Below are 15,292 nucleotides of genomic sequence, written 5' to 3' on the forward strand. Positions count from 1 at the left end.
ACCGTGCCCGAAGGCGTCAGCCGGCGAGGCTCGCTCGCAGCGTGTCGAGCCCCACGCCGCCGAGGTCGAGAGCGCGTCGGTGGAAGGCGGCGAGCGAGAACGCGGCGCCCTCGCGCGCCTGCGCATCGTCGCGCAGCTGCTCCCAGATCCTCTGCCCGACCTTGTACGACGGCGCCTGACCCGGCCAGCCGAGGTACCGGTTCACCTCGAAGCGCACGAAGGCGTCGTCCATCGCCACATTGGCGCGCAGGAACTCCAGCGCGGAGTCGGCGGTCCAGAGCTCGTTCGAGCCGGGCATCCTCTTCTGCAGGTGGACACCGATGTCGAGCACGACCCGGGCGGCGCGCATCCTCTGCCCGTCGAGCATCCCGAGACGGTCGGCGGGGTCGTCGAGGTAGCCCAGGCCCTCCATCAGGCGCTCCGCGTAGAGCGCCCACCCCTCGGCGTGGCCGGAGGTGCCCGCCAGTTGACGACGCCAGGTATTGAGGCGAGAGCGGTTGTACACCGCCTGGCCGATCTGCAGGTGATGCCCCGGGACTCCCTCGTGGTACACCGTGGTGAGCTCCCGCCACGTCGCGAAACGCGTCACACCGGCGGGCACCGACCACCACATGCGGCCGGGACGCGAGAAGTCGTCACTCGGGCCCGTGTAGTAGATGCCGCCCTCCTGGGTCGGCGCGATGCGGCACTCGAGTCGGCGCACCTCCTCGGGGATGTCGAACGCCGAGCCTGCGAGCTCTCTGACCGACCGGTCGCTCGTCTCCTGCATCCAGCGCTGGAGGGCGTCGACGCCCTCGAGGGTGCGAGCCGGATCGGCGTCGAGATGCGCGATGGCCTCGGCGACGGAGGCGCCGGGCAGGATCTCGCGGGCGATCGCCTCCTGTTCGGCCGTCATCCGGGCGAGCTCGTCGATGCCCCACTCATAGCTCTCGTCGAGGTCGATGACGGCTCCGAGGAACCGGCGGGAGTGCAGGGCATAGAGCTCGCGGCCGACCGCGTCCTGCTCGCCCGCCGCCGGCGCCAGCTCTTCGCGGAGGAACCGCGAGAGCCCTCCGTAGGCGGCGCTCGCGCGTCGTGCGCCCTCTTCGAGACGGCCCGCGAGCGAGGCGGGCAGCGAGCCGGAGGCGGGAGCGGCCTCGGCGGCGAACGCCGCGAAGAACCCGCGCCGGCCTGCGATCTTCTCGGCCTGCTCGGCGACGAGAAGCACCTGCCGCCGAGCCGGGACGACTCCCGTGCGGACACCCTCGCGGAGGGTCTGGGCATAGCCCTCGAGGGCCTCGGGCAGGGCGTCGAAGCGCTCGGCGACACGCTGCCAGTCGTCGACCGAGGCGGTGGGCATCAGATCGAACACGTCGCGCAGCTCTTGTGCGGGCGAGGCGATGACGTTGAGGTCACGCAGAGGAAGGCCCGCCTCGTGGCTTTCGAGGCTCAACCGCAGCTCGGCGCCGAGGTCGGCCATCGTCACTCGGTCGACCTCATCGGCAGGCTCGGCCCGATCGAGCTCGGCCAGCGTCTGCGCCGTCGCCTCGCGGGCGCGCTCGAGCCCGGCGGGCGAGAAGTCGCCGAAGCGGCCGTCGCTCTCGGTGCGTCCGATCGAGGTGCCGAGGGTGGGATCGAGGTCGACGAGGGTGTCGACCCAGCGCTCGGCTATCCGGTCGACGGCGGTGGGTTCGCGGTGGCTCTCGGTACTCATGCGATCGAGCCTAGCCAGCGCCTCCGACACCTCGGGAGGCGACCGGCATCAGTGCGCGGCCGCGTCCCAGTTCGCGCCGTGGCCGAGCTGGACCTCGAGCGGGACGCTCAGATCGGCGGCGCCCGCCATCCGCCCGCGCACGATCGATTCGAGCACCTCCTCCTCGCCTGGCGCGACATCGAAGATCAGCTCGTCGTGCACCTGCAACAGCATGCGCGAGGCGAGTGCTCGCTCGTCGAGGTCGGACTGGACCCCGATCATCGCGCGCTTCATGATGTCGGCCGCCGAGCCCTGGATCGGGGAGTTGAGGGCGGCGCGCTCGGCGTTGTCGCGGAGGACACGGTTGGCGCTCTGCAGCTCGGGGAAGGGCCGACGGCGCCCGAAGATCGTCTCGGTGTATCCGGTCTCGCGCGCCTGCTCGACGACGCTGCGGAGGTAGTCGCGCACCGCACCGAATCGGACGAAGTAGTCGGTCATGAGCTGCTTCGCCTCGGCGCTCGAAATGCGCAGCTGCTTAGAGAGGCCGAAGGCGCTCAGGCCGTACGCCAGGCCGTAGGACATGGCCTTGACCTTGTTGCGCATCGCGGAGGACACGTCGGCGGGCGCGACTCCGAAGATGCGCGAGCCGACGAAGCGGTGCAGATCCTCGCCGCTGTGGAACGCCTCGATCAGTCCGGCGTCGCCGGAGAGGTGCGCCATGATCCGCATCTCGATCTGGGAGTAGTCGGCCGTGAGCAGGGTGCTCGCGGCCTCGCCGTGCACGAAGGCCGTGCGGATGCGGCGGCCGACCTCGCTGCGGACCGGGATGTTCTGCAGGTTGGGGTCGTTCGAGGAGATGCGGCCCGTGGCGGTTCCCGTCTGGTCGTAGCTCGTGTGGATCCGCCCGTCGTCGGTGACCGACTTCTCGAGCGTCTCGATGATCTGGCGGAGCTTCGTCGCGTCGCGATGCTCGAGCAGGAGACCGAGGAAGGGGTGCGGGTGCGACTCCTGGAGGTCGGCCAGGGCGGAGGCGTCTGTCGTGTAGCCCGTCTTGGTCGCGCGGGTGCGCGGCATCTCGAGTTCTCCGAAGAGCACCTGCTGGAGTTGCTTGGGCGAACCGAGGTTCATCTCGTGGCCGATCTCGGCGAAGGCACGGGCGGCGAGCTCGTCGGCCGTGGCCGTCAGCTCGACGCGGAGGCGTGCGAGCACCTCGGCGTCGATCGCGACACCGCTCATCTCCATCGTCGCGAGCACCTGCACGATCGGCAGCTCGATGTCGACGAGCACCGACAGCATGCCCTCGCCGAGCCGTTCCGTGAGCGTGCCGACGAGACGGAACGCATACCAGGCCTCGGCGGCGGGACTCACGGGCTCGGTGGCGGGGACGAGCTGGTTCGGATCGCCCTGCGCCATCGTCTCGTCGAGGTGCTGGGCGACCTGTGCTGCCAGCGTCGCGGGATGGCCGGTGGGCTGCAGCAGCCAGGAGGCGACGCGGGAGTCGAACGCGAGACCCGCGACGGGGAGGCCGGCGCGACGAAGAGCCTTGATCTGCGGTTTGGCGTCGGCGAAGTACTTGGGCGCCTCACTCGCAAGCCACCGTTCGAGCGCCGTGTAGTCGGGGCGCTCGGCGGCCCACGGGACGAACGCCGACTCCTTCTCGACCGAGAGGCCGAGGCCCTCGAGGCCTTCGTCGCCCAGCTGCACCTGCACGGCGACGGGGCTCGTCCCCCGCGCCGAGACGCGGTCGAGCCAGTGCGCGAGCTCCTCGTCGACCAGGGTGCGGACCGCGGGCGCCGCCGTCGTGACGACATCGCCGGCGAGGGCCGCAGCCGCCCCCTCGACGCCCTCGTCGGCGGCGATGGTGAGGACGCGCTCCTGGAGGGTCTTGAACTCGAGACGGCTGAAGATCTCGCGCACCGCGTCGGGATCGATCGGCCGCCGGGCAAGATCGCGGGGGCCGAGCGGCAGCTCGACGTCGGTGATGAGCCGATTGAGCCGACGATTGCGCAGCGCGTTCTCTTTTTGCTCGCGCAACTTCTCGCCGACGACGCCCGTGATCTCGTCGGCGTGAGCGATGATCTCGGCGACCGTGCCGTACTGGTTGACCCACTTGGCGGCCGTCTTGGGACCGACCTTGTCGACTCCGGGCAGGTTGTCGCTCGTCTCGCCGACGAGCGCCGCGATCTCGGGGTATTGGTGCGGCTCGACCCCGTACTTCTCGACGACCTTGTCGCGGTCGTAGCGGGTGAGCTGCGAGACGCCCTGGGTGGAGGGGTAGAGCAGGGTGACGTCGGGGGTCACCAGCTGGATCGTGTCGCGGTCCCCCGAGACCACGAGCACACGGAATCCGGCCTCGGCTCCCTGGCGCGCGAGCGTCGCGAGGATGTCGTCGGCCTCGAAGTCCTCTTTGGAGACGGTGCGGATGTTCATCGCGTGCAGCGCCTCCTCGAGGAGGGGGACCTGCCCCTTGAACTCGGGCGGGGTCTCTCCGCGGGTGCCCTTGTACTCCGGGTACTCGCGAGTGCGGAACGAGAAGCGCGAGATGTCGAAGGCGACGCCGAGATGCGTCGGCTTCTCGTTCTTGAGCAGCAGGATGAGCATCGACAGGAAGCCGTGAATGGCGTTCGTGTGCTGGCCGTCGCGAGTCTGGAAACTATCGACCGGGAGCGCGTAGAACGCCCGGAACGCCAGGGAATGGCCGTCGACGAGCAGGAGGGTAGGCTGTTCCGGATCTGACACAGGGCCAGACTAGCAAGGGCCTCCGACACCCGATCCGGCGCTGCCGAGCCCGCCGGAGACGCCCCTCGGAAGCTCCACGACGAGGAGTACCGTGACCGAGCCGATGCCCCCCGAGACCCCCTGGATCCGGCCGCCCGCCCTCGATCTCGTCGCGGCCATCGGCCGCGGGATGGGCGAGTTGGCCGAGCGGATGGGCATCGTCTGGCACGAGCTCACGCCCCGGCACTCCGTCGCGTCGATGCCCGTCGAGGGCAACCGCCAGCCCGTCGGAATCCTGCACGGAGGCGCCCACGTCGTGCTCGCAGAGTCGATGGGGTCGATCGCCGCGAACGTCCACGCCGGCGCGGGGCGACTGGCGATGGGGATCGAGCTGAACGCGAGCCACAGTCGCTCGGTCCGCTCCGGCTTCGTGATCGCGAGCTGCGATGCGATCCACCTCGGCTCGACGCTGGCGACCCACGAGATCGTGGTCCGCGACGAAGAGGGCAACCGCCTCTCCACGGTGCGCATCACGAACATCCTCCGCGACGCTCGCTGACGGTCGCGCTGCCCGCCTCACGGGGAGCGCGCAAGCCCCGGACCCGCGCCTTGCCGACCCGTACGCTCGGGAGGATGAGCCTGCGCCACCTCCTCAGGAGCCTCCCGCCGATGCCGCCCGAGCTTCCGGCCTTCGACACCGAGGCGGCTTCCGCCGACCCTGTCGAGCTGTTCGCTCGGTGGCTCGAGGAGGCAGCGGCGGCCGGCCAGCTCCTCCCCCACGGTGCGACCCTCGCGACAGCCGACTCCGGGGGCGCCGTCTCGGCGCGGGTGCTGGTGCTCCGCGAGGTCGACGAGCGTGGCTGGGCCTTCTCGACCCACGCTTCCAGTCCCAAAGGCCGGGCGATCGCCGAGAATCCGCACGCCGCTCTCGTGTTCTTCTGGCCGGCGCAGGGCCGCCAGGTGCGCGTCGAAGGACGCGTCGAGCGCGCCTCCTCCAGCGAGTCGGCCGAGGACTTCCGGCGCCGGTCGGAGGCGGCGCGCACGGCGCTCCTCGTCGGCCGGCAGAGCGAGCCTCTGCGCAGCGCGCAGGAGTTCGGCCTGGTGACACTCCAGACGAGCGTGGCGGTGGGCTGCTCCCCCGCGACGCTCGACCGCGACTGGGCTGTCTACCGCGTCCTGCCCGAGCGAATCGAGTTCTGGCAGGGTTCGACCGCGCCCGAGCAGGACCACGTGCGACTCGAGTACCGCGCGGGAACGACGGAGGCGGGCGCCTCCTCCTGGGAGCGCACCCGCCTCTGGCCGTGAGCCTGTCAGACCGGGGGGCCTACGCCTTCTTGGGGCTCAGCTGCTCGATGATCGCCTGGGCGACGTCGTGCATGGTGAGGCGACGGTCCATCGACGCCTTCTGGATCCAACGGAAAGCCTCGGGCTCGGTGAGGCCCATCTTCTCGTTGAGGAGGCCCTTGGCACGGTCGACGAGCTTGCGGGTCTCGAAGCGCTCGACCATGTCGGCGACCTCGGCCTCGAGGGTGAGGATCTGGGCGTACCGCGAGAGGGCGATCTCGATCGCAGGCAGGAGGTCGTTGGGAGTGAACGGCTTGACGACGTAGGCGAGAGCACCGGCCTCGCTCGCGCGCTCGACGAGCTCCTTCTGGCTGAACGCGGTGAGCAGGACCACCGGCGCGATGTGCGCCTTCGAGAGGCGCTCGGCCGCAGAGATACCGTCGAGCTGAGGCATCTTGACATCCATGATGACGAGGTCGGGACGGAGCTCCGTGGCGAGAGCCACGGCCGTCTCGCCGTCTCCTGCCTCGCCGACGACCTCGAAGCCGTTGTCGCGAAGGATCTCGACGATGTCGAGGCGGATGAGCGATTCGTCTTCGGCGACGACGACCCGACGGGGTGCGGTCGACGTGGGTTCCTGGTCTGTCACGCCGACGAGCCTACGGTATTCTCAATGGGCTTGTTGTGCGCCGGTGTGGCGGAATGGCAGACGCGGGGCACTCAAAATGCTCTGTCCGAGAGGGCGTGCGGGTTCGAGTCCCGCCACCGGCACAGCTCCCACGAGGCTCGTCGCGAGCGTCGTCGGACGAGCGATCCCTCGACCGTCTGGACCCTCTTCTCGCTGGTCCTGCGCACCCCGCGCCTCGAACTGCATCCGCTCTCGGCTACCAGCCGAACGGCACGCGGCGCACCGTCGGCGACGACGGTACCGCGGTGGAGGAGACACGGTTCCGCGTCACGCCGGAGACCTTCCACCGGCCCGACTGGTCGCTGGAGGCCGAGGGGACCGAGGCGGCCGGAGCCGTCCGGCGCGAGGCGCCCTGACGGGTCAGAACTCGGTGAGGTTCCCCCGCAGGCCGCCGCCCGGATACCCGCGGCGGAGGATGCCCCGGCGGCGGAGGATCGGCACGAGCTCGTCCAGCATCCTGTGCAGCGTGACCGGGTGGAAGTCGCCCGAGAACGCGATGCCGTCGTTGTCGGCGTCGTCGCCGAGCTCCTGGATGAAGTCGGCGACCTCGTCCGCGGTGCCGACGACTCCGCGGCGGTCGGCGATCAGGCCGAGCCGCGCCTTGGCGGTGAGCAGTTCGCGTAGTGGCGCGTCCGCCTCCGCCCCGCCGTAGAGGCCGGCGATGCTGCCCCGCGAGACGTGCTCGCCGAACACGGCGGGATCGACCGGCCGGTCGAGGTCGAGCGCGGTGAGATCCGTCTCGAGATCGCTCGACTGCGCCGCAGCGATCGCGAGCAGGGCCTCGTCGTCGGGGTGCGCGGAGGCGGCGACGAGCCGCTCCGCCTCCTCGCGGCTCGCGACCACGATCGGCTTGACGACGAACAGGACCGTCAGGTCGTCGGGATTCCGACCGTGTGCCGCCGCCGCGGCGCGCGCCCGCTCCCGATAGGCGCGCACGGTCGAGGTGTCGAGGGAGGCGAGGGCCAACTGGACCGAGGACTGCGCGCCGGCGAAGTCGATGCCGCGGGGCGAGCCTCCGGGCGAGACGATCACCGGCTCGCCGTCTCCCGGCGCGAAGGGCAGGGCGTTGAGCGGCCCGTCGAAGGAGTAGTGGGTGCCACGGTGGTGCACCGGTCGAAGTCGGGCGCCGTCCGCGAAGCGACCGCTCGCCTCGTCGTGCACGAGGGCGCCGTCGTCCCAGCTGTGCCACAGCTCACGGAGGGAGTCGAGCCACTCGTGCGCGCGGTCGTATGCCGCGTCATGCGGCAGCGGCTCGAGCCCGAAGTGGCGGCTGCTGCCCACGTCGGTGACGACGTTGAGTCCGAGCCTCCCCTCGCTCAGGTGCTGCAACGTGGCGAACTGCCGGGCCGCCTGATAGGGGCTGAACGCCATCGGGTTGACGGTCGGGGCGACCCCGAGGTGGCGGGTGGCCTCGAACAGCCATGGCGCGAGCACCAGCGGGTCGTGCTTGGGGCCGCCGTAGGCTGCGCGCACGCGCAGGTCGAGGGTGCTCGGGGTGCCGAGCGAGAGGGCGTCCTCGACGATGACGAGGTCGAACCCGGCCTGTTCCAGCTCGCGGGCGCTCTGGCGGTAGAGCTCCGCGGTCGTCCACGGGCGGTCCCACTCCCAGTTCGGCTGCCCCCACGCCTGCGGCCCGAAGCCGCGGGAGAGGAACCAGGCGAAGTGCTGCGGCGCGCTCACGACGCGACCGCCAGAGGGCGTGTCGCCTCGGCCGCGGCGAGACCTCGCGCGAGGTCGTCGACCAGGTCCTCGACATCCTCGAGGCCGATCGACAGGCGCACCAGTCCCGGCCCGATTCCCGCCGCGGCGAGCTGCTCGGGAGTTCGACCGGTGTGGGTGGTGCTCGCTGGGTGCAGCGCGAGCGAGCGCACATCGCCCAGGTGGGTCATCCGCGTGAACACGGCGAGGGCGTCCGAGAACCGGCGTGCCGCCTCCTCCCCACCGCGCAGCGTGAACGAGAACACCGAGCCCTGCCCGAGCGGCAGGTAGCAGCGCGCCAGGGCGTGCGAGGGACTCGAGGAAAGGCCGCTGTAGTCGACGCTCTCGACCTCGGGGCGCCGTTCGAGCCAGCGCGCGACGTGCAGGGCGCTCCGCGACTGGTGGGCGACCCGCAGCGAGAGGGTCTCGAGCCCCTGCTCGAGCAGGAACGAGGTCAGCGGTGACACCGTCGGTCCCATTCGACCAGCGATCACGTCGCGCGCGTAGGCGATCAGCGCGCGCTTCGGGGAGGCGGCGCTCGCGGCCAGATGGGGGAACGCCTCCGCGTGCGCGCGCCAGTCGAAGCGGCCGGCGTCGACGACCACTCCGGCGATCACGGCGCCGTGACCGGCGAGGAACTTGCTCGCCGAGTGCACGACCACGTCGGCTCCGTACTCGATCGGGCGCAGCAGGTAGGGCGTCGCGAAGGTGTTGTCGACGACGAGGGGCACTCCGGCTCCGTGTGCGACGGAGGCGACCAGGCGGAGGTCGACGAGATCGTTGCGCGGGTTCGGGATGGGCTCGACGAGCACGGCCCGCGTGCGAGAGGTGATCGCGGCCGACCATGCTGCGGGATCGCCCGCGTCCTCGACGAAGGTCGTCGTGATGCCCAGGCGGGCGAGGTTCTCGAGCAGGAGGTTCCGGGTGCCCTCGTAGAGGCTCGCCGCGGCCACGAGGTGATCGCCCGCCCCGGCGAGCGCCAGCAGAGCGACCGACACGGCGGCCTGCCCGCTCCCGACCACGAGCGCCTCCGCCCCGCCCTCGAGGGCGGCGAGACGGCGCTCGACGGCGTCGGTGGTGGGGTTGGCGACACGGGTGTAGGTGTAGCCGTCCGGGCCGGCGAACCGGTCGCGTGCCTCGTCGAACGAGTCGAACGAGAACCCCGCAGTGAGGTAGATCGGTGTGCGCCGCGCGTGCAGTGCGTCCTCGCCGGCTGCGGCGTGCAGCTGCCGCGTCGCGAAGCCCCAGCCGCTTTCGATGCGCGTGTCGTGGGTCATGGCTGCGTCTCCTTCTCTCGCCGAGCGGCGATGCCGACCAGGCTTCCATGCGATCGCCTTCGGGGCAGCGCGGATGACGGGACGTGACGCTCCCAGCGGCGTCCCACCGCGCTCCGCAAGGCTGTGCGCGGTGCCGTCGGCGCCGGGAGGCGGACTCATGGCACGCGTACGCGGGATCACTCCCCCGGCCCTCGGACTCGCGACGGAGCGTGGCCGGGCGCCCGAACGGCCCACGGTGGGGCGTGCGCGACGCTTCGCCCAGCTGCTGCGTCTCGCGCGTCGCCACGGACTCCTCCCGTGGAAGGATCTCGACTTCGGCACCGACCCCGCCCGGTCGGCGCTGCGGCATGTGCAGGCCGAGGGGCTTCGCCAGGCGCTCGAAGAGGCGGGTGGCGCCTTCGTGAAGCTCGGCCAGCTGCTCTCGACGCGGACCGACCTTCTGCCAGAGGAGTGGGTGCTCGCCCTCTCGAAGCTCCAGCGCGACGTCGAGCCGGCGCCCTGGGAGGCGGTCCGCGTCGAGCTCGAGAGCGCGTTCGCCGGCCCCCTCGCGGGGGTCTTCGCCTCCTTCGACGAGCAGCCGCTCGCGGCCGCCTCGATCGGTCAGGTGCATCGCGCCCGCCTCCTCGACGGACGCGAGGTCGCCGTCAAGGTGTTACGGCCGGGCATCGTGCCGGAGGTGCGCCGAGATGTCGACGTCGCTGTGCGCGTCGTGCGGTTGATCGAGCGCTCCTCCGCCCGGGCGCGAGCGCTCGGGATGCTGGCGATCGCCCAGCAGTACGGCACGGACCTCGTCCGCCAGGTCGACTTCCGCCTCGAGGCGCGGAATCTCCTGGCGTTGCGGGCGGTGCACGCCCGCTCCCCGGACGCCCACGAGCTGGTGCTCCCCGAGCTGGTCGAGCCGCTCTCGGACCACCGCGTGCTGGTGATGGAGTTCCTCGACGGCGAGACGCTCACCGCGGTCAACGCCGAAGGCGAGAGGGCTCCCGAGGCGATCGAGCCGGCCCTGCGGACGGTGCTGCGCGCCTTCGTGCGGCAGATCGTGGTCGACGGCGTCTACCACTCCGACCTGCATCCCGGCAACATCCTTCTCCTGCCGGACGGGCGCCCGGCGCTGGTCGACTTCGGCTCGGTCGGCCGTCTCGACCGCGAACTGCGCGAGCGCGTGCAGGAGCTGCTGATCGCCTACCTGCAGTCCGACAACCGTGCCTTCACCGACGCCCTGCTCGGCCTCGCACGGCTCCGCGACGGCGCCGACGAGCAGGCCTTCCGACGCGAGCTGAGCGCGTTCCTCACCCTCGAGCTCGGTCCGGGAGCCACGGTCGACGTCGCGACGGTCGACAAGCTGGTCGCGGTTGTCGCCGCCTACGGCCTCACGGTGCCCGCCGAGGTCGTCGCCGCGGGTCGTGGCTTCGGGATCCTCGAGGGCACCCTGCGCTCGACGGTGCCGCGGTTCGACCTGCTCGAGGAGGCGCGGGCCCTCGCGAGCGAGCAGATCCGCGACCAGGTACGTCCTGGCGCGCTGCGGGAGACGCTGACGAGCGAGGCGCTCGGCCTGGTGCCCGGGCTGCGCCGACTCCCGCGCCGGATCGAACGCATCGGCGCGGCCCTCGAGAACGGCGAACTCACCGTCACCATCCGCGTGACGACCGACCGCCGCACCCGCCGGCTCGTCACGGCCGTCGCGCGGCAGGTGCTGCTCACCGCGGTGGGGCTGGTCGGAGGCGTCACCGCTCTCGGCTACCTCACCGCACCGGCTGGGCCGGGGACCACGCTCGACGCCGCCGCCGTCGGTGCCTGGCTGGGTGCCGGCTCGCTCTCGGCGCTCGCCGCCGCCGCCGTCGATGCGCTCCTGACCCGTCGGCGCTGAACATCTTAGGCCGACGTCACCAGAACCGGGTGTCCGGCGACCCCTTGAACGGACCCACCACGCGCGATGTGATCCACCCTCCGTAGAAGTCGCCCGGCTGCGGCTGCACGAGCTCGCCGTCGACCGTGCACGAGTCCACCCGCCCGGGGTAGAGCGCGATCGTGTCGCGGAGCGCCTCGAAGCCGGGCATCGGCTCCGGATAGCTCCACCCCGCCGCCTCGGCGATCCGATCGCCACCGCGGACGCTCAGGTACGAGGCCCGACCTTTGAATTCGCACACGCTGCTCCCGGGCGCCGGCATGAGGGCTCCCGGCGCGAACGCCGACCGGGGCAGGTAGTAGACGGGAGGGTGGCTCGTCTCGAGGACGCGCAGGGCGTCCCGGGTATCGGCGACGACCGTCCCGCCCAGGCGCACGACGACGTGCTCGGCGGTGGACTCGACCCGGGGCGGTCGCGGGTAGTCCCAGACGGATTCCTGGCCCTCGAGGGGCTCGACGCGCTTCATCCTCGCCACTCTACGTGCGAGCCCGGAAAAGAACCCCCCGGTCGAGGTACGTGAACCGTTCGACCATCGCCCGGGCGGCACGGGAGCACCGCGGTCGCGTAACGTCGACTGTGCGCCGGAACCCCGAGCCCGGACGCAGAAGGAACCCCGCGTGCCCACCGAATGCATCCACGGACTCGACATCGCCCTCTGCGACGTCTGCTCCCCCGCCAAGCTCCCCGAGCCTGCAGGCCGCACTACGCGCACCCCCGCCCGCGTGCCCGGCACCTCGCGCGCCGCCACGGCCCGCGCTGCCGCGCGCGGCACCGCTCGCGAGAAGCCGCTGCCCCAGGTCGACATCGCCGCCCAGCGCATCTACCACGTGACGCACCTCGACAACCTCGAGGCGATCGTCGCCTCCGGGGCCCTGCTCGCCGACCAGCAGCTCACCGAGCGTCCGGCGGTCGACGTCAGCGCCGAGACAACGCGCGAGCACCGTCGCGCCGTGCAGGTGCGCGACGGCATGAGCGTGGCCGGCTTCGTGCCGTTCTTCCTCTCTCCCGACGCCGGCCTGTGGGCCGACCTGCGCGGGGAGCGGGTCGCCCCGCACTGGTCGCCCAGCGCGCACAAGACCACCGCCTCCCAGTTCGTCATACTCGTCGGATCGCTCGCGTCCGCGCCGGTGCTCAGCGACGGCGACGCCTCGCACGTTCTCACCCGCTTCACCGAGGGCGACGCCCTCGTGCGCACCGTCGCACGCCTCCTGGTCGACGAGCCGGCGCTGCGCGGCGCCGAGGCCCTGGTCCCCGAGAGGTTCCCGCTCGAGGGAATCGCGACCGTGGGAGTCGCCTCGGTCGCGGCGCGCAAGCGGGTCAAGGCGCTCTTCGAGGGCGTCGACGCCTCGCCTCGGGTCGCCGTCTACCCGCCGTGGTTCCACCCGGTGGCCGAGGAGGCGTGAGCGAGTCCCACGCCGCACTGATCCGGCGGGGATCCTCGGGAGCATCCGTCAGTCGACGTCGAGCAGCTCGAGACGCTCGGCCAGGTAGCGGCGGAGGGGCATGAGGCCTTGCTCGCCGAGACCCGGCGCCCATCGCACCATCGCCGCCGCGCCGCGGAGGGAAAGCGGCTCCGGCCCCGCCTCGAGCCCGGCGGCGTCGGTCGCGAGGCGTCGCCACCCATAGTTGACGATCTCGCCCTCGGCGAAGGGGCCGTCGAAGGCGGCGCGACGGATCTCGCGGCGCTCCTCTTGCGACTCCGACTGGTTGTTGGCGTGCAGCGGAGCGACGGCTCGCGTGACCGAGCCCGTCGCGAACAGCTCACCGTCGTGCCCGAGCAGCACGACTCCGAGGCGCCATGCGCGGGTACGAGGCACCATCACGGGCTTGCGGCGGATGCCGAGGATCGGACGCGGCGAGCGGAGCTCGGCGAGGGCCTGATCGGCGGCCCCGCGACGCTCAAGCTCGGCCGCGGTCTCGGCGCACAGCCGCGCCAGCTCGGCTGCGGCGCGTGAGGCCTCGGGCGACGGCGACATGGCCCTCCTCGGAATCGACTCCACCAGCGTAGACGCGGGGCAGCGTCGACGCGGAGGCCCGGGGCGAGGTGCCCGGTTACGATCGCCTGGCGGCTCTGTGGAGCCGAGGACACCGAGGAGGACGAGCGATGCGCGTCATCATGATGGGCCCGCCGGGCGTGGGCAAAGGCACTCAGGCGGCCCTGCTGGCCGCGGAGCTGGGCGTCCCGACGATCTCGACCGGCGAGCTGTTCCGGGCGCACGTCGCCGACGGCACCGAGCTCGGGAGGCGGCTGCGCTCGCTCATCGAGGCGGGCGAGTACGTGCCGGACGAGATGACCAATGCTCTCGTCGCCGAGCGGCTCGACGAGCCCGATGTCAGCGCGGGATTCATCCTCGACGGCTACCCGCGCACCAGCGCCCAGGTCGACGAGCTCGACCGGATGCTCGCGGCACGGGGCGCGGAGCTCTCCCGCGTCGTCCTGCTCGAGGCCGACACCGAGGTCGTGCTCGACCGGCTCCGTGGCCGCTCGAGCGCAGAGGGGCGCGCCGACGACGACCCGGAGGTCGTGCGCACTCGCATCGAGGTGTACCACCGGGAGACAGCCCCGCTCCACAGTCGCTATGACGAGCGCGGCCTTCTCGCGCGCGTGGACGGTACCGGAGCCCAGGAGGAGGTGGCCGCGAGGGTGGCCGCCGCGGTACGACACGAGTAAGCCGCCGCGACGCGAGAGCGGGAGGTCGGCCTGACGGCTCGGCCTCCCGCTCCGGGTGCGCGGCTGAGCGCGCGGAGGCCGCTACAGAGCGGAGACGAGCACCTCGTCGAGCTTCGCCGAGGCCTCCTCGTCGGTGGCCTTGAGCGCGAGGGAGAGCTCGGAGACGAGGATCTGGCGGGCTTTCAGCAGCATGCGCTTCTCTCCGGCCGAGACTCCGCCGGCCTGCTCGCGACGCCACAGGTCGCGGACGACCTCACTGACGCGGTAGACGCTGCCGCTGGCCATCTTCTCCTGGTTGGCCTTGAAGCGACGCGACCAGTTGCTGGCCTCCTCGGCGACGTCGCTGCGCAGCACGTCGTAGACCGCCTGGACGCCAGCGTCATCGATGATCTCGCGCACGCCGACGAGCTCGGCGTTCTCGACAGGGAGGGTGATCGTGAGTTCGCTGGTGTGCACGTTCATCGTCATGAACGTCTTCTCGACGCCCTTGACCGAGCGCTTCTCGAGCCCGGTGATCGTCACCGCTCCGTGGTGCGGGTAGACCAGGGTCTCGCCGACCTCGAATGTCATCATGTCGTGCCTTTCGTCGTGGGGCGTGGTGGGACTGAAGAAGTAGGGGTGGCCAGCGGCGCCTCGGCGAGCCACGAGGGCAGGAGAGCGAGGAGGTGCTCGACGAGCTCCTCGTCGGTGCCGTCGAGCGAGCCGGCGAGCCAGGCACCGACGACGGCGAGGACGCCTCCGGCCGCGAACGTCGCGGCGAGCTCGGAGTCGACCGCCGAGGGGACCTCGACTCGGGCGAGCACCTCTCGATGCAGTGCAAGGGCCGTCGCGAGGACGGCGTCGTCGGAGGCGACCCTGGCCGAGGCCCGGGCGCGCAGTCGTGCGTGGAACGCGTGCCGGTCGACGAGGCGTTCGACGAGGCGGGAGTAGCCGCGGCGCAGGGCGAGCACCCCGGTCTGGTCGGTGGCGTGGGGCTCGGCGACGTCGGCGAGCACGAGGTCTTCGCGCAACAGCGCGGAGGCGACCGCGGCCGCGTCGTCGAAGTGGGCGTAGAACGAGCTGCGACTGATGCCGGCCTCGCGCACGATGTCGCTCACGGCGATGCCCTCGGCGCGTTCGCCGTCGCTCTGCATGACGAGGCGTTCGACCGCGTCGAACACGCGACGACGGGTGCGCCTCGCACGAGGATCGCCCGAGCCGGGCGCCGTGGGCGACTCCGCCGCGTGCGTGGAGGCGAGGCGAGCGGAAGTCATCGACCCTACTGTATCACTTTTCGGACAGGTGTTCGAGAACGCCGCTGGAGTTGCCGCGCGCGGGCGACCCGACGCACGCTCCCGGCGGGTGCACCGCCCGCGCCCGTCGCGCTGGTCGAGGACGT

Annotated in this window: 14 protein-coding genes and 1 tRNA gene; 6 read left to right on the forward strand and 9 right to left on the reverse strand. The window is 71.7% G+C overall.

Annotation, left to right across the window (positions count from 1 at the left end; genetic code table 11):
- Positions 1–16: 16 nt before the first annotated feature.
- Together ITJ45_RS07625 and polA are read right to left on the reverse strand one after the other, a co-directional pair.
- On the reverse strand, positions 17–1,693 hold the full coding sequence (locus ITJ45_RS07625) for a DUF885 domain-containing protein (RefSeq protein ID WP_194608020.1): 1,677 nt from the start codon (positions 1,691–1,693) through the stop codon (positions 17–19).
- A 48-nt stretch (positions 1,694–1,741) separates the two neighbouring features.
- A complete protein-coding gene (polA, locus tag ITJ45_RS07630; protein ID WP_194608018.1) occupies positions 1,742–4,411 on the reverse strand; it encodes a DNA polymerase I in 2,670 nt (889 codons plus the stop codon).
- Positions 4,412–4,502: 91 nt separating this feature from the next.
- Between polA and ITJ45_RS07635 the strand changes: the two genes are divergently transcribed.
- Both ITJ45_RS07635 and ITJ45_RS07640 read left to right on the forward strand, forming a co-directional pair.
- Positions 4,503–4,949, forward strand: coding sequence for a PaaI family thioesterase (locus tag ITJ45_RS07635; RefSeq protein ID WP_416365280.1), 447 nt, complete (start codon positions 4,503–4,505; stop codon positions 4,947–4,949).
- A 74-nt stretch (positions 4,950–5,023) separates the two neighbouring features.
- Positions 5,024–5,695 (forward strand): pyridoxine/pyridoxamine 5'-phosphate oxidase, encoded by a 672-nt coding sequence (locus ITJ45_RS07640; RefSeq protein WP_194608014.1) that lies wholly within the window; start codon positions 5,024–5,026, stop codon positions 5,693–5,695.
- Between the two features lie 19 nt (positions 5,696–5,714).
- On the opposite strand, the gene ITJ45_RS07645 is transcribed toward ITJ45_RS07640, so the two are convergent.
- Positions 5,715–6,323 (reverse strand): ANTAR domain-containing response regulator, encoded by a 609-nt coding sequence (locus tag ITJ45_RS07645; RefSeq protein WP_194608012.1) that lies wholly within the window; start codon positions 6,321–6,323, stop codon positions 5,715–5,717.
- Positions 6,324–6,362: 39 nt separating this feature from the next.
- Between ITJ45_RS07645 and ITJ45_RS07650 the strand changes: the two genes are divergently transcribed.
- Positions 6,363–6,445: transfer RNA gene (locus tag ITJ45_RS07650), tRNA-Leu, on the forward strand.
- Positions 6,446–6,722: 277 nt separating this feature from the next.
- Here ITJ45_RS07650 and ITJ45_RS07655 read toward each other — a convergent pair.
- Positions 6,723–8,042: an NtaA/DmoA family FMN-dependent monooxygenase gene (locus ITJ45_RS07655; protein ID WP_194608010.1), complete on the reverse strand. Its 1,320-nt coding sequence runs from the start codon at positions 8,040–8,042 to the stop codon at positions 6,723–6,725.
- The gene (locus tag ITJ45_RS07660) at positions 8,039–9,337 is read right to left on the reverse strand and encodes an O-acetylhomoserine aminocarboxypropyltransferase/cysteine synthase family protein (protein WP_194608008.1); all 1,299 of its coding nucleotides are present in this window, start codon (positions 9,335–9,337) and stop codon (positions 8,039–8,041) included. The genes ITJ45_RS07655 and ITJ45_RS07660 overlap by 4 nt, the downstream gene beginning before the upstream one ends.
- Positions 9,338–9,494: 157 nt before the next feature.
- Between ITJ45_RS07660 and ITJ45_RS07665 the strand changes: the two genes are divergently transcribed.
- On the forward strand, positions 9,495–11,204 hold the full coding sequence (locus ITJ45_RS07665; RefSeq protein WP_194608006.1) for an ABC1 kinase family protein: 1,710 nt from the start codon (positions 9,495–9,497) through the stop codon (positions 11,202–11,204).
- A 16-nt stretch (positions 11,205–11,220) separates the two neighbouring features.
- Here ITJ45_RS07665 and ITJ45_RS07670 read toward each other — a convergent pair whose 3' ends face one another.
- The gene (locus tag ITJ45_RS07670; protein ID WP_194608003.1) at positions 11,221–11,709 is read right to left on the reverse strand and encodes a DUF427 domain-containing protein; all 489 of its coding nucleotides are present in this window, start codon (positions 11,707–11,709) and stop codon (positions 11,221–11,223) included.
- A 151-nt stretch (positions 11,710–11,860) separates the two neighbouring features.
- On the opposite strand from ITJ45_RS07670, the gene ITJ45_RS07675 reads away from it, so the two are divergent.
- The gene (locus ITJ45_RS07675; protein ID WP_194608001.1) at positions 11,861–12,646 is read left to right on the forward strand and encodes a DarT ssDNA thymidine ADP-ribosyltransferase family protein; all 786 of its coding nucleotides are present in this window, start codon (positions 11,861–11,863) and stop codon (positions 12,644–12,646) included.
- A gap of 48 nt (positions 12,647–12,694) precedes the next feature.
- On the opposite strand, the gene ITJ45_RS07680 is transcribed toward ITJ45_RS07675, so the two are convergent.
- Positions 12,695–13,219 (reverse strand): hypothetical protein, encoded by a 525-nt coding sequence (locus ITJ45_RS07680; protein WP_194607999.1) that lies wholly within the window; start codon positions 13,217–13,219, stop codon positions 12,695–12,697.
- Positions 13,220–13,347: 128 nt separating this feature from the next.
- On the opposite strand from ITJ45_RS07680, the gene ITJ45_RS07685 reads away from it, so the two are divergent.
- On the forward strand, positions 13,348–13,914 hold the full coding sequence (locus tag ITJ45_RS07685; RefSeq protein ID WP_194607997.1) for an adenylate kinase: 567 nt from the start codon (positions 13,348–13,350) through the stop codon (positions 13,912–13,914).
- Positions 13,915–13,995: 81 nt separating this feature from the next.
- On the opposite strand, the gene ITJ45_RS07690 is transcribed toward ITJ45_RS07685, so the two are convergent.
- Both ITJ45_RS07690 and ITJ45_RS07695 read right to left on the reverse strand, forming a co-directional pair.
- Entirely contained in the window at positions 13,996–14,484 is a 489-nt protein-coding gene (locus tag ITJ45_RS07690) for a CarD family transcriptional regulator (protein WP_194609046.1), read from the reverse strand.
- On the reverse strand, positions 14,484–15,167 hold the full coding sequence (locus ITJ45_RS07695; protein ID WP_194607995.1) for a TetR/AcrR family transcriptional regulator: 684 nt from the start codon (positions 15,165–15,167) through the stop codon (positions 14,484–14,486). The genes ITJ45_RS07690 and ITJ45_RS07695 overlap by 1 nt, the downstream gene beginning before the upstream one ends.
- Between the last annotated feature and the right edge of the window lie 125 nt (positions 15,168–15,292).

Origin of the sequence: Rathayibacter sp. VKM Ac-2879, from assembly GCF_015351245.1 — a bacterium.
In the GTDB taxonomy this organism is placed as follows: Bacteria; Actinomycetota; Actinomycetes; order Actinomycetales; family Microbacteriaceae; genus Rathayibacter.

Coding starts and splice junctions, on each gene's coding strand:
- ITJ45_RS07625 (WP_194608020.1), bottom strand. CDS start 1,693: ATGAGTACCGAGAGCCACCGCGAACCCACCGCCGTCGACCGGATAGCC.
- ITJ45_RS07640 (WP_194608014.1), top strand. CDS start 5,024: ATGAGCCTGCGCCACCTCCTCAGGAGCCTCCCGCCGATGCCGCCCGAG.
- ITJ45_RS07660 (WP_194608008.1), bottom strand. CDS start 9,337: ATGACCCACGACACGCGCATCGAAAGCGGCTGGGGCTTCGCGACGCGG.
- ITJ45_RS07665 (WP_194608006.1), top strand. CDS start 9,495: ATGGCACGCGTACGCGGGATCACTCCCCCGGCCCTCGGACTCGCGACG.
- ITJ45_RS07670 (WP_194608003.1), bottom strand. CDS start 11,709: ATGAAGCGCGTCGAGCCCCTCGAGGGCCAGGAATCCGTCTGGGACTAC.
- ITJ45_RS07680 (WP_194607999.1), bottom strand. CDS start 13,219: ATGTCGCCGTCGCCCGAGGCCTCACGCGCCGCAGCCGAGCTGGCGCGG.
- ITJ45_RS07685 (WP_194607997.1), top strand. CDS start 13,348: ATGCGCGTCATCATGATGGGCCCGCCGGGCGTGGGCAAAGGCACTCAG.
- ITJ45_RS07690 (WP_194609046.1), bottom strand. CDS start 14,484: ATGACATTCGAGGTCGGCGAGACCCTGGTCTACCCGCACCACGGAGCG.
- ITJ45_RS07695 (WP_194607995.1), bottom strand. CDS start 15,167: ATGACTTCCGCTCGCCTCGCCTCCACGCACGCGGCGGAGTCGCCCACG.